Raw genomic sequence first — 13300 nt, forward strand, 5'->3', positions numbered from 1 at the left:
GCGGCTGTACTCATGCTGCAAGGCACGGCTTCTGATGTAGGTAAGAGTGTCATTACAACGGCACTGTGCCGGATTTTCAAGCAAGATGGCTTCAGCCCTGCTCCGTTCAAATCACAGAATATGGCGCTGAACTCTTATGTTACAGAAGACGGCAAGGAGATTGGTCGGGCGCAGGGGGCACAGGCTGAAGCCTGTGGCATTGAAGCTACGACCGATATGAATCCGATTCTAATCAAACCTGTGCGGGATATGCATTCACAGATCGTGGTGCATGGTGTTCCTTTTGCCCAGATGAGCGCATCGGATTATCGTCAGCATTTCTTACCTGAAGCGAAGCAGACCGTAATGGATGCATTAAATCGGTTGCGCGATACATATGACATCGTTTTAATGGAGGGAGCAGGCAGTCCGGCAGAGATTAACCTCAAAGATCGGGATATTGTGAATATGAACCTGGCTGGCTGGGCCGATGCGCCGGTTATTCTGATCTCTGACATTGATCGTGGCGGCGTGTTTGCTTCGATCGTGGGTACGCTCGAACTGCTGGAGTCACATGAGAAAGCCCGTGTAAAAGGATTTATCATCAATAAGTTCAGAGGGGATCTCTCTCTGTTGCAACCGGGGTTAGACTGGCTTGAAGAACGGACTGGAATACCTGTGCTGGGTGTGCTGCCCTATATAAGAGATATTCAGATCGAGGCAGAAGATTCGGTGGTGCTGGACTCTCTTCGACATGGCAAAAAAGAAGAGACAGAACTGGATATCGCTGTCATTCGTTATCCGCGCATCTCCAACTTCACGGACTTCGATGCATTATCCCGTGAACCGGACGTGAATGTACGTTATGTGACTTCACCGGAGGAATTGGGTAGCCCAGACGCCATTGTTTTGCCAGGCACAAAAGATACGATCGGAGACCTGATTTATGTACGAGAATCGGGATTGGAACAGGCGATCCATTCTCACTCAGAGCTTGAACATGTTCAAGTTGTGGGTATATGCGGTGGATATCAAATGCTGGGGCAACACTTGGTTGATCCGTATGCTGTCGAGGCAAACCAAGCTCAGGAAGCGGTGGGACTTGGCAAACTGCCTTTATCAACAACATTTCTTCAGCACAAACAGACGGTCAGAGCTATGGGTAACGTACAGCCTGAACATCCCATTCGGCTACATGGTGGAAAACAAGTTGAGCCTTCGGCCATATCTGTTAAGGGATACGAAATCCATATGGGTGTAACGGAATGTCACGAACCTGAACAGGTAACCGCTTTGTTTGAGATCGCTCATGCTGGCGGACAAGCATTTTTGGAAGGATGGGGCACATCAGATGGGAAAGTGTGGGGAACGTATCTGCACGGTTTGTTTGAAAGTGATCAATTCCGGCGTTCCTGGTTGAACGGACTGCGTACAGCAAAGGGACTTGCACCGCTGGAGGAAACATACAGTGCTCAGGAGCGCAAAGAAATGGAGTTTGATCGAGTAGCCACATCTTTGCGCTCATCACTGGATATGCAACGAGTGTATGAGATTATGGGCGTGACACAGCCTGAATAATTAACATGTGCACTTTGTTCAGGACTTATCTGTAATGATCCGAGTGAGAAATATGGATGAATAGCAAAAAACACCCCCATGACCCGCGACCTGTTCAGTCATTGAACGATTGCATCTGGTATGGGGGTGTTTTTTATTAGATTATTTACAATGTTTAATATAGCAAATGCAGGGTTATAGATATGTGATCATTATTGATGATTGTTGATGGATGATTCGATTGAAGCTTAATCAATCATTAGTCGATTTTAAACTTCTTCATCGCTGTTTGCAGCTCGACAGCTTGTTCATGCAGATGGCGCACCGTGCTCGAATGAGAGTCCATCTCGCTGAGTTGCATTTCTGCGGTAGTTGCAATCTGTTCCATGCTCTCACGAGACTTGGATGTAATCTGTGCTGTTTCTTCCACCGAAGCGCTAACTTCTTCTGCACCTGCAGAAACTTGCTGTGTGGAGGAGGAGACGGTTTGAATGGTGAGATTGACGTTCTGGATCAATTCATTGAGTTGCTGGAAGGCTGAACCTGCTTGCTGTACAACAGCAGTTCCAGAACCAATCTCTTGCGTTACCCGGTTCATCGCACTTACGGATCGTTCGGCATCTTCACGAATCGTACCGAGATAATCGGCGATTTCTTCGGTCGCTGTCTTGGATTGTTCCGCCAGCTTGCGGACTTCTCCAGCAACAACGGCGAATCCTCGTCCGTGTTCACCCGCACGGGCCGCTTCAATGGATGCGTTAAGGGACAGCATGTTAATCTGTTTCGTAATTTCAAAAATAGAATTGACAATGGTTCCGATGGCAACGGAACGTTCGTTCATCGTTTCGATATAACGCAGCGATTCGCTGGCGGTTTGTCCGACAAGTTCCATCTGATTCACTGCATTTTGTGCCAGTTGATTGCCGTTAAGCGCCTCTGTTGCAGCTTCATTGATTTGTTCGGATACTTCGGCGGCAGAAGATGCGATATGCATAATTCCTTGGGTGATCTCTTCCATCGCTCTTGCGTTCTCGGATGCACTGGAAGCGATACTGACACTACCTTTTCCAGCTTCTTCGGCAGCATGGCTGGAGTTCTGTACCATACCGGACATGGACTCTACACGCTCAAGCAAGTCATTGGAACCGACAACGACCTCATTAGAGGTAGTTAGGGCACGGCTAATCATTTCTTTGAGATTATGTGTCATCGTCTGGAAGCTGAAGGCCAGTTGGGCGATCTCGTCTTTGCCTTTAATCTGTAGCTCAGCGGTAAGATCACCTTGAGAGATTCGTTTACTATGTTCTACAAGTTTAATGATGGGTTTGGTGACTCTTTTGATCATACTAGTAGAGATGAGCCAGCCAAGGACAAATACCAACGCGGTAATACCAAGGCATAGCCAGAAAATTTGAGCAATTTTATCCTGAACAAACTTGGCATCCATGCTGACGGCCATGAGCATATTGCTTCCCGCAATCGGCATAAATGCTGCTTTATGTACACCATAAGAATCAGAGAAGACCGGGCTGATGACCACTTGTTTCTTCTCGCTTGCTTGTGCCATGGAAGGTTCTACATCAATAGCATCTCCGGTCTTGAACTTGGAGTTGATGCTAGCGACAACAACGGTGGCTTTGCCATCCTGCACGGCAATGACATAAGCCGCATCCAGGCTATGTTCTTTGGATTGATCAGCCAGGTAGGATCCGACCGTCATGGCCGCTCCTTCAGCGCCTGCACCGCCACTTTGGATCTGCAGAAGTTTGGATGAAGATGTATTTTTGTAAATATCCTGAATGGACGTATTCAGAACTTTGTCGAACTGAGGTAGCACGTAACTTTGAATAATATTCATGGATACGGCATAAAAACTGATACTAAACAACAGGGAGGCAACGAGTAACACTAGGAATAACGTGCCCCTGATCTTGCCAGCAACGGTGCGTTTGCGAAACATAGAATCACCCTTTCACGTCATCTTCAATAACATTGTCCCTTATTCCGTTCTCTATGGCCTTTTTTACTAACGAAGAAAGACCTATTTTTTGTATTTACGAAACTCTCGAATAAGCGGATATACCCATTTTACAAAATTAACCGCGGGTTGAATAGCAGAATTTTCATAAAACTGCATAATTATTTTCATCGATCCAGAATGATTAACATGGATATTACATAATATCAATTAATACCTACCAGAATAGTTTGATATATGTTATATTGTTCATTGTCACATTTGAAGGCCAAATATAAATTAGAGAATCGGTTCAACACCGATGATACATGTCTGAGGAGGAACAAAGGTAATGAATACATTTCTATTAATTGTGAATGTAGTGGTCATGCTGGCGCTGCTGGGTGTTCTCTACTGGATGCAGAAGAAACACATCTCGTTTACGAAACGTGTATTTGCGGGTCTAGGTATGGGTGTTGTGTATGGTGTTATTCTGCAATTGATCTACACATCGGGTTCGGATGTGATTACGAAGTCAGTCGATTGGTTTAATCTGGTCGGTTCAGGATATGTTCGTTTGTTACAAATGGTAGTTATTCCACTCATCATGGTGTCGATTATCTCGGCGATCATGAATCTGAAGGGCAAGCAAAACCTGGGTAAGATGAGTTTCTCCATCATCGCTATTTTACTAATCACAACAGCGATTGCTGCAGGAGTCAGCATTGCAACAAGTCTGGGATTCAACCTGACTTCCATTGAGATTCAAGGGGGAGATCGGGAAACGGCTCAAATCCAGAAGGTGGAGGAACGTTTGGCTGATGTGAAGGATCAGACGATTCCACAGCAGGTGCTGGAGTTCATTCCTTCCAATCCATTTGCGGATATGACGGGTGAACGCCGTACGTCTACACTGGCTGTCGTTATTTTCTCAGCCTTTATCGGTGTAGCTGTATTGGGACTGGATCGCAAGAAACCGCAACAGGCGGAAACGTTCCGTGGCATGGTGAATGCCGTCTACGCTGTTGTAATGCGGATTGTCACGCTGGTACTGAGGCTTACGCCTTACGGTATTTTGGCGCTCATTACGAAAGTAACGGCGACCACCAATGCAGAGGAAATTTTGAAGTTGATCAAGTTTGTCATTGCGTCTTACGTGGCGCTGGCGATTATGTTTGTCATCCACCTGATCATCATCTCCCTGTCCGGATTTAACCCGGTTACGTATGTGAAAAAAGTACTGCCAACGCTGGTATTTGCTTTTACTTCTCGTTCAAGTGCGGCAGCGATTCCGCTGAACGTGGAGACACAGACGAAGAAACTCGGCGTATCCGACGGGATTGCCAACTTGTCCGCAAGCTTTGGTGCTACGATTGGGCAAAACGGCTGCGCCGGTGTATATCCGGCCATGCTGGCGGTTATGATTGCTCCGACGGTCGGAATCGACCCTCTGAGCTGGGACTTCATCGTGACGTTGATCCTCGTAGTTATGATCAGTTCGTTTGGTGTGGCAGGCGTTGGCGGCGGGGCAACCTTCGCCTCCCTGATCGTCTTGTCCACATTGAATTTGCCTGTGGCTCTGGTAGGACTGTTGATTTCCGTTGAGCCGTTGATCGACATGGGTCGTACAGCGCTCAACGTGAACGGGTCCATGACATCCGGACTGCTGACAAGCAAAATTTTGAAAGAAAACGATCGGGACACGTTCAACGATCAAAGCCGTGAGCTGGATTCTGCTGCTCACGCGTAAGCTGCGCGAAGCTTGCCGCGCACGGCTTGTGCACTTGGTGAGGCAGCGTGCGCAGAGCGAGCTGTATTAGAGTGGATGCAAGGCCGTCCTTTGGAGACATTCCGGAGGGCGGCTTTTGCGTGTGGGATTACACCGGAACGTGCAGATGCGGCGCGAGTGGTGGGAGTCTTTTTTTCAACAGAGAAGGGGGATCGGGGTGATGGCGGGTTAGAGCGTGTGAGGATATATGTGTTGGGTTAACGGTGTTATGCAACGCTGGAGGGATTTAGTGCTGTTCAATGTTGAGGAAATGTGATAGAGTTATTCATGTTTTGGCGCTGCGCCAAACCGCGGTTCGTAACCATCCCGCGTAATCAAAACTAGGAAGGCAGTGTATGTATTCATGTTTAATTTGGTGTGGGGAGCGGTATTCGTTCTCGTGACGTATGGATTTTTTCTTCTATGTTATCGTCTGTTCGGCAAAAAAGGTCTGTATGCCTGGATCGGTGTAGCAACGGTCATTGCCAACATTCAGGTGACTAAAACGATAGACATTATGGGAATCGTCTTAACGCTGGGTAACACGATGTATGTTAGCATGTATCTGACCAGTGATCTTCTCAATGAAAAGTACGGGGCGGATGAGGCACGGAAGGCGGTATGGTTTGGATTTTTCACATTGATCATGACAACCGTTCTGATGCAGATGGTGTTGTTATTTAATGCGGCACCGACGGATTTTGCTCAGGATTCGATGGAAACATTGTTTGGTCTGTTGCCACGTCTGGCGCTCGGCAGTCTGTCTGCGTATTTCATCAGTCAGTTTCTGGATGTGCGTTTGTTCAGTTGGCTACGTAAAATCGCACCGGGACGTAATCAGCTCTGGATTCGAACGAACGGTAGCTCGATTATCAGTTCCTTTGTAGATACGCTTGTATTCTGCACGGTTGCCTTTGTGTTTATCTATCCATGGGATGTGTGGCTGGAAATTTTCCTGACGACCTACCTGATCAAGTTTGTGCTGACTGCGGTTGGAACGCCGTTTCTGTATGCCGCACGTAACTTTAAATTTGAAGATGAAGCTTAAAATAGGATCGCCACTTCAAATCCCTCTGCGGAGCCACAGTTGCAATATGGACTCTGCAGGGGGATAATTTATACAACAGAATTTGTTTCCTGATAATATACGTCTACGATTACATAAGACAAGGGGGATTGAGCATGTATTCCACACTGCGCTACAAACTGGAGAGCAATGGCACAACCTATGAGAATGATAGCCTTAATGCCTCGGTATTTGTGGACTTGATTACGGATCTGGAATTGCATGATTTTGTCGTTCTGCAACCGTCAGAACGGGTAGAGGGAAGTATGTATTTGCAGGCTGCTTCGCTTGAGGAACCGGGGCAAATGGTGGTAGAGACCCGTTTGCAGGAAGGTGAGAGCGGATTTCGGCATTACAGTTACACCACGGCAGATACAACCAAGGTGATTCAGTGGTTTTTGGATTACTGGGGGAAACAGGAGTTGCCTGAACTGGAGGATTGGCAGGATATAACCCATGAAATGGACTAACGAAGATGGAAGCTGATTGAGCATGGAATACAAAATTTACGCCTGACATAGCAACCCTCTGATCGATTCAGATCGCGATGGATGTGAACTCTAATAGACGCTGATCCCCATCGCAAGAATCAAAATCCCGCAAGCCAAGTTGTCATGGGTTGCGGGATTTTTTGTGCTAATTGAAGTTGCAGTTGTCTCATGTTTTGCGACTGCATACTTGCTACTTGCAGCTTAGTTTGTCAGGATTTGCAGTTCTTTGGGATACGTAGTAAGTACCTCTACACCTGTATCGGTGACAAGAACATCGTCCTCAATACGCACACCGCCTGCTGCGGTGTAAATACCCGGTTCAATGGTAAACACGGTTCCTGCCTGAAGCAGATCCATGTTCTCTCCATGCAGGGATGGATACTCATGCACATCAATGCCGAGTCCATGTCCGACACGGTGCATAAAACGCTCGCCGTATCCTGCATCAATCGTCACCTGACGAGCAGCGCGGTCAACGGATGCGCAGGTAATGCCTGGTTTAACAACCTGTATCGCGGCTTCGTTGGCGGCAAGTACGGTATTATAGATGGTGCGAAGTTCAGGTGAAATGTCTCCGAAGGCAAAGGTACGCGTAATGTCTGACGCATATCCACCAGCGTACACACCCATGTCAAACATAAGCAAATCCCCGTGCTGCAGTTTGCGATCCCCAGGCGTACCATGCGGCAGGCCAGTTTTTGGTCCAGTCAGCACCATTGTATCGAAGGAGGGACCGTCGGCACCGAGTTTTTTCATCTGGTATTCCATCTCAGCGACCAGCTCGATCTCCGTAACACCTGCACGTACATGGGTAAGACCTTGTCGTAGCGTTTCTTCAATTAAGTAGATGGCATGGCGAATACGAGCGACTTCTTCCGGTGTTTTGTTCACACGCAGTGCGCGTAGCAACGAACCAACATCTTCAAAACTTGCACCGCCGAGAGCGGAGTTTAGTTGCTCATAACGAGAGACGGTAACGTATTCTTTTTCCAAACCTACCCGGCCCAGCCGTCCTTGATATCGGTCAAACAGCGAGTAGGGATTATCCGTGTCCGAATGTGTAGCAATGTTGGATACAGTAGAAGCTGCCGCAGCGGCATCCGCGTCCAGTGCAGGCACAATCAGTAACGGATCTTCACCGCGTGCCAGCATCAGGCCCATAAAACGTTCATGCGGATTGCTCGCATATCCCGTCAGATAATAAATATGTTTTGGATCTGTGATGAGCATGGCATCGAGTCCTTGCTTGGACAGATCGGCTTCCAGTCTGGATAAAGGAGTTTGGTTCATATTAGATATATCCACCTTTCATATGTACGCTCTTTTAAATACACCGTGTTTTCTTAACACTATAGCGTCTGTTTCTTCTATTATAGAAGATGTTGAAAAAATTCTAAACTAGCGGCGACTTTTAAGCCGAGGAATGCCTGTTTTTACCGTTTAGGCGAAGAGTGGCAAGGGTAATACAGGGCGAAACCGCTTTACAGGTGGAACGTTGGCTGAAAGAAAAGACGCATATATACTAGACATATAGACCTTGTAAGACAGACAAACGATACAGAAACACAACGCGAGAGATAATACAGGTACAACATAGGCTTGCAATACATTCAGAAGACAGAGAGACACAGACAAATCGGGCAGCAGACCATGAATCAAAGACTCACACATAAGACTCGTCAGGACTTCAGGCAACATACGAAAATGAGGGAGAGAAGCTGATCCACTTTTTTACTCAATCCAATGAAGTTGAAAGGGGAGTTTAATTCGTCATGAACAATCGATTAACTGTGCCGCTTTATGCCTCATTGCTTAGCATGGCTTTGTTAACAGCATCCTGTGCTCCCGGCACCCCGACGTCAGATTCGCAACGGCTATCTCAAGGAGAAGGAACGGGTCAAGGACAGACGGCAACCGGAGGCAACGCTGAAACAGGTACTGAAGAGCGGGATGAGCAAGGGAATACAGTCGTTCCCTATCAGGCTTCCGTTCTGGTCGAGGGATTGAATGCACCTTGGGAAGTGGTGACGGTTGCAGATGGACGAATGTTTGTGACCGAGCGCCCGGGCGTGATCCGAGTTATTACGAATGGAAAACTGGAGTCAGAGCCGCTGATTGAATTCGAGGCACCCTTTAACGAAGAAGGCGAAGGTGGATTGCTCGGGCTGGAGGCAGATCCGGACTTTGAGAGTAACGGTTATCTGTATGTGTATCACTCGTACTTGGAGGGACAGGATATTGCCAATCGCGTGCTGCGCCTGAAGGTGACGGATGGAAAAGCGGTAATCGACAAAGAGCTATTGACGGGCATTCCAGGCGGGGTCAATCACAACGGCGGACGAATCAAAATCGGACCGGATCAGCTGCTGTATATCACTACAGGCGAGCGTTATGAACCGGAACTGGCACAGAACCGGGATAGCCTTGGTGGAAAAATACTGCGCATCGGTCTCGATGGGTCGATCCCGTCAGATAACCCTTGGCCGAATTCCCCTGTATACAGTATGGGACATCGTAACGCCCAAGGGCTGGCATGGAATCCGGATAACGAATATCTCTATGCGACCGAACACGGTCAGCGCAATCATGACGAGATTAACCGGATTGTTGCCGGGGAGAACTATGGCTGGCCCGAAGTAGAGGGCGACGACGATGATAACGGAACTTATCAGGCTCCGCTGGCGCATAGCGGGAATGATACCTGGGCGCCTTCGGGTGTAGCCTTCATTGCGGAAGGCCCGTGGGCGGGTTCATTAGTGGCTGCGAATCTGAGAGGGGAGCAGCTACTGCGGGTTGTATTGTCCGAAGACGGTACGAAGGTCGAGCAGGTGGTCCCTTTTTTCGAAGATGAATGGGGCCGTATACGTAATGTCACCGCTGGTGAAGATAGTAAGCTGTACGTGCTAACCAACAATCGCGATGGCCGCGGCACACCGCGTGAAGGTGATGATAAGTTGATTGTGCTTACGCCCGAAGGGTAGCGGTTATTTAGCTGGATTGGTTGGTAGATCGGCGTCACAGGGGGAGATTTATAAAAAAAAGCAGGGATTTGACCACTCTGAGTAACTGTAATCAGAGCCAAGTAGCGGACAAATTCACAAAAATAAATGGCTTACTCCTCATTGATTCGGTTAGAACAACGTTTTTATTGTGAAAAAGCAAGCATAGCTACAAATTAATTGATGGAAAGTCGTCTCCAGCAGGACATTTCTTCAATTCTTTTGTATGTGTCCAGATCGGTATTCATACAGGCTGTGTTGTGTTTATAATTAATCATACCCAATAAAAAACAAATGAGGTGTTCGATATGATGGGATGGTTTACACGTAAAAACAAACAGGAAGATGCGGTTGCCAAAGCGGATCGCGTAATGAACAAAGGGCTTACGGGCATGATGATGAAAGGATTTGTACCAAAGGAACATCGGGATGCCATCAACCAGAGTTTGGACTCGGCTAAGCAGGCACAACTCGCTGCAAGCGGATCGTTGCCTCTGACAGCAACTGGAACCGTGATCAGTGTAACGGATACGGGAAAATTAATTAATTTTGATCCCATTGTGGTGCTTGTACTTGAAGTTACTGAAACGGGTGGTCACACGTATCAACGCACAATGGAAACACTTGTATCCAAGCTGCAGATTCCGCGTGTGGGTGATCGTGTCGGTTTGGGACAGCATCCGGCGAATCCTTCTGAACTGATCTATATGGGACTTCTTTCGGTTTAGGTGGATTCATAGCGATAGATATTAATGCGACTATTCCGAATATAGGAAAAAATTTGAATTATTAGTTTACGTGTTACAGATAACAACGCAAAGGAAACATACACACCGAAGATATAACAAAAGATATCAAATAGTAAAAAGTAAAAAGATTTATACAGCATAAATTAGATAGATAGGGTGATAGAGATGAGTCGTTTTTTTAGAGTAATTGGCTTACTGATGGTATTTGGGACAGGATTTTCCCCGTTCATAGCTCAGTGGCTGTGGGATGATCCGTTTATGGTCATGCAGGCGTGGTGGTTTAAACCGATGCTTTTTGGAGGAATTGGTTTACTGGTCATTTCGTCTATATTCGGTACAAGTTTGGGTCAGCGCAAGATCAAATCAGGATTGCCGGCAGTGGGTGTGATCCAAAGCATTCAGCAGACGGGTACCTATATTAATGAGCAGCCGGAAGTGAAAATGATGCTGAAGGTGTCTCGTCAAGGCCGGGAAACATATGATACAGATTTAAGAACCATTATTCCTCTGACTTCGCTGTCTCAGTTTCAGCCGGGAGCTATCATTCCGCTTGTCGTTTCCGAGAAAGATGAGCGCAAAGTCGGGCTGGATCAGCATGGAACCGTGTCGCAAGAGCATATGCAGCAACTGTTGAATGAAAAGATGATGCAACAAGGTATAGCACCGGAAATGGTAGATATCGCACGTACAGGAGAGAAGGGGTTGGCTAAAATTCTCGACGTTACCCCTATGGGAAGTGGACAGAATGGCAACATCAAGTTACAGCTTAAACTTAGTATTACGAAGCCAAATGGTGAAACCTTTGAGGTGATTACGCAAAAAGAAATCCTGCCTTCTGCCATGTCACAGGTTCAGCAGGGACATATCATTAACGTATTTTATTCGCCGCAGGACCCTTCCAAAGTGGCCCTTGCTCTTCAAGTGCAGGAACAACAGTTAAATCATCTTTTCTCGTCTTAATATTCTCATCTTGATCTGCTTATCCTTAGCATCACTTTAAAAAAAGCTGTACAAAATGGAACTGTAGCATTCTCGCGGTTCATTTCAGGAAATTAGAGTTATATATTCGAGCGCCCTCCCCAAGTCAAAGCGGACGATGAACGGGAACGGCGCTCTTTATTTATATCTCTACAATTAAATTAAGAACGAGTGCTTGAAGAAGAGCGCATCAGCATTTCCCGGAAAGAGTGAAAAAGAGGCTGTGCGTAGTGTTCAAGCTGCTCCCGGCTGGGCTGTCCCTCTTCTGTTAATATATCGTGATCGAACCACACGACAGCATAATCATTGTCATCATTTGGTTTACTCGAATCCCAGCAGACAGGCCCCGCATGATCTTCATAGGAGGCAAATGGAATATATCCCGCCTTAACCAGTAATTCCGATGATGACCAGAGGTTTCGTAATTCCCGCAGGGGGTAGTCAGAAGGTAGATTCGGTAATTCGATCGTAAATCCTTCATAGCGAAGATACACATTCAGAACATATCGGCTACTCAGATAGGCCGTATAGAGCGGCGGCAGAGAGAAAGATGGGCTATACGTACCCGAACCAGGCTTAACATAATTAGCAACTAATTCGTTAATCTGATCTACTGTAATCTCCGAATCCAGCATTCTCCAGCGAACCCATTCCTCTTCATCCACCTCGCCATCATGCATATCCGAAGGAACGCCATAGTCCCCTTCTTCTATTTTGGCCGGATGAGACATTAGAATATCGCGGTGAGGAGAATCGAAATATGCGTCCAGCCAGCTTTTGATGAAAAGTCGATCTTGTTCCAGCACCTCTTTGTTAATCAAAGTGGTCACAACCCTTCAAGATTCATAATCTTATATTTTTATATTCTTATTCTTATATCCTCGTATGCTTTTATTTTAAACGATACCGATTCGCATGCGATAGGAGAACAGCACTTCTTTTGATTTTCCGTCAAAAACAAGCTCTGCCCGGCGTCTGAAATCGTCCGCCATGTCATTCAATTCTGTGGCGCCCAGCTTCAAAGCTGTCTGGAGTCCGCCTTGGCTAAGAGCCAGGTTGGCATAACGCTCAGCTGTGAATGGCTCCTGATGATGGAACATAATTTCCCGGCTGTAACGGAACAGCCCGGATTGCTGGATCTGCTGTAAATGGCCTTCTTTGCTCCATTTATATGCTTGTTGCTCTGTACTCGATAGACGTGAGGCGAGTTCATCCGCTGTACTCACCAGTTGCTGGTATGCTGCTTCAAGTTGCCAGTCCAATACAGGCGGCCAGTCACAGTCGTAGGCAGCAAAAATACCGCCTGGACGCAGTACCCGTGCGAACTCGCGTAAGGTGGATTCCGGCTCCATCCAGTGAAACGACTGGGAGCAGGTCAAAATATCTACACTATCATCCGGCAGGCCGAGGTCATGGGACATTCCCGCCGCAAAGCGAAGCTGATCCGGTTTGCCTGCAGCTTCCCATTTCGCAATGCCAACGGAACGCATATCCTCGCTAGGTTCCACGCCGATTACTCGCTCGGCATAATCCAGCCAGATCCAGGTGGATAAACCTGTACCACAACCAACATCAGCCACGAAGCGTGGCCTTTTGCCCAGATAATGAGTCAAAATATCGACGACTTCGCGGGGAGCAGCGGGTCTGTTTCGATCATACAGTGTGCCAAATCCTTTAAAGCGTTCTACGTTATTGTGTCTGATCTGCTGATTCATGTATGTCCTCCCAACATCGCTAAATTCCTGTCAATCCTAAT

At 47.1% G+C, this 13300-nt stretch carries 12 protein-coding genes; 8 read left to right on the top strand and 4 right to left on the bottom strand.

The annotated features are described in order from the left end of the window. Window positions 1-12: 12 nt before the first annotated feature. Window positions 13-1557: a cobyric acid synthase gene (locus tag J2T16_RS09635; protein WP_499018463.1), complete on the top strand. Its 1545-nt coding sequence runs from the start codon at window positions 13-15 to the stop codon at window positions 1555-1557. Between the two features lie 238 nt (window positions 1558-1795). On the opposite strand, the gene J2T16_RS09640 is transcribed toward J2T16_RS09635, so the two are convergent. Continuing rightward, on the bottom strand, window positions 1796-3496 hold the full coding sequence (locus tag J2T16_RS09640) for a methyl-accepting chemotaxis protein (RefSeq protein ID WP_154890917.1): 1701 nt from the start codon (window positions 3494-3496) through the stop codon (window positions 1796-1798). Window positions 3497-3845: 349 nt separating this feature from the next. On the opposite strand from J2T16_RS09640, the gene J2T16_RS09645 reads away from it, so the two are divergent. From J2T16_RS09645 to J2T16_RS09660, 4 genes are all read left to right on the top strand, one after another. Next, window positions 3846-5243, top strand: coding sequence for an L-cystine transporter (locus tag J2T16_RS09645; protein WP_090918005.1), 1398 nt, complete (start codon window positions 3846-3848; stop codon window positions 5241-5243). Window positions 5244-5255: 12 nt separating this feature from the next. Next, on the top strand, window positions 5256-5483 hold the full coding sequence (locus J2T16_RS09650) for a hypothetical protein (RefSeq protein ID WP_499018240.1): 228 nt from the start codon (window positions 5256-5258) through the stop codon (window positions 5481-5483). A gap of 142 nt (window positions 5484-5625) precedes the next feature. Continuing rightward, entirely contained in the window at window positions 5626-6309 is a 684-nt protein-coding gene (locus J2T16_RS09655) for a queuosine precursor transporter (protein ID WP_221790396.1), read from the top strand. Window positions 6310-6443: 134 nt separating this feature from the next. Then, window positions 6444-6797: a hypothetical protein gene (locus J2T16_RS09660; RefSeq protein ID WP_154958471.1), complete on the top strand. Its 354-nt coding sequence runs from the start codon at window positions 6444-6446 to the stop codon at window positions 6795-6797. 222 nt (window positions 6798-7019) lie between these two features. On the opposite strand, the gene J2T16_RS09665 is transcribed toward J2T16_RS09660, so the two are convergent. After that, window positions 7020-8108, bottom strand: a complete 1089-nt coding sequence (locus tag J2T16_RS09665; protein WP_336120802.1) for a M24 family metallopeptidase — start codon at window positions 8106-8108, stop codon at window positions 7020-7022. A gap of 482 nt (window positions 8109-8590) precedes the next feature. Between J2T16_RS09665 and J2T16_RS09670 the strand changes: the two genes are divergently transcribed. The 3 genes from J2T16_RS09670 (at window position 8591) to J2T16_RS09680 (ending at window position 11526) form a co-directional block, all read left to right on the top strand. Beyond that, window positions 8591-9799, top strand: a complete 1209-nt coding sequence (locus tag J2T16_RS09670) for a PQQ-dependent sugar dehydrogenase (protein WP_221790392.1) — start codon at window positions 8591-8593, stop codon at window positions 9797-9799. 326 nt (window positions 9800-10125) lie between these two features. Next, a complete protein-coding gene (locus J2T16_RS09675; RefSeq protein ID WP_186809599.1) occupies window positions 10126-10545 on the top strand; it encodes a hypothetical protein in 420 nt (139 codons plus the stop codon). A gap of 219 nt (window positions 10546-10764) precedes the next feature. Next, window positions 10765-11526, top strand: a complete 762-nt coding sequence (locus J2T16_RS09680) for a hypothetical protein (RefSeq protein WP_499018241.1) — start codon at window positions 10765-10767, stop codon at window positions 11524-11526. Between the two features lie 179 nt (window positions 11527-11705). Here J2T16_RS09680 and J2T16_RS09685 read toward each other — a convergent pair whose 3' ends face one another. Both J2T16_RS09685 and J2T16_RS09690 read right to left on the bottom strand, forming a co-directional pair. Further along, complete coding sequence (locus J2T16_RS09685) at window positions 11706-12365, bottom strand: hypothetical protein (RefSeq protein WP_221790388.1); 660 nt, start codon at window positions 12363-12365, stop codon at window positions 11706-11708. 75 nt (window positions 12366-12440) lie between these two features. Then, window positions 12441-13259, bottom strand: a complete 819-nt coding sequence (locus tag J2T16_RS09690; RefSeq protein WP_221790386.1) for a class I SAM-dependent methyltransferase — start codon at window positions 13257-13259, stop codon at window positions 12441-12443. Between the last annotated feature and the right edge of the window lie 41 nt (window positions 13260-13300).

It is taken from the genome of Paenibacillus intestini, assembly GCF_030803945.1.
Classification (GTDB): domain Bacteria; phylum Bacillota; class Bacilli; order Paenibacillales; family Paenibacillaceae; genus Paenibacillus; species Paenibacillus polysaccharolyticus.

Coding starts and splice junctions, on each gene's coding strand:
- J2T16_RS09635 (WP_499018463.1), top strand. CDS start 13: ATGCTGCAAGGCACGGCTTCTGATGTAGGTAAGAGTGTCATTACAACG.
- J2T16_RS09640 (WP_154890917.1), bottom strand. CDS start 3,496: ATGTTTCGCAAACGCACCGTTGCTGGCAAGATCAGGGGCACGTTATTC.
- J2T16_RS09645 (WP_090918005.1), top strand. CDS start 3,846: ATGAATACATTTCTATTAATTGTGAATGTAGTGGTCATGCTGGCGCTG.
- J2T16_RS09655 (WP_221790396.1), top strand. CDS start 5,626: ATGTTTAATTTGGTGTGGGGAGCGGTATTCGTTCTCGTGACGTATGGA.
- J2T16_RS09660 (WP_154958471.1), top strand. CDS start 6,444: ATGTATTCCACACTGCGCTACAAACTGGAGAGCAATGGCACAACCTAT.
- J2T16_RS09665 (WP_336120802.1), bottom strand. CDS start 8,108: ATGAACCAAACTCCTTTATCCAGACTGGAAGCCGATCTGTCCAAGCAA.
- J2T16_RS09670 (WP_221790392.1), top strand. CDS start 8,591: ATGAACAATCGATTAACTGTGCCGCTTTATGCCTCATTGCTTAGCATG.
- J2T16_RS09675 (WP_186809599.1), top strand. CDS start 10,126: ATGATGGGATGGTTTACACGTAAAAACAAACAGGAAGATGCGGTTGCC.
- J2T16_RS09680 (WP_499018241.1), top strand. CDS start 10,765: ATGGTATTTGGGACAGGATTTTCCCCGTTCATAGCTCAGTGGCTGTGG.
- J2T16_RS09690 (WP_221790386.1), bottom strand. CDS start 13,259: ATGAATCAGCAGATCAGACACAATAACGTAGAACGCTTTAAAGGATTT.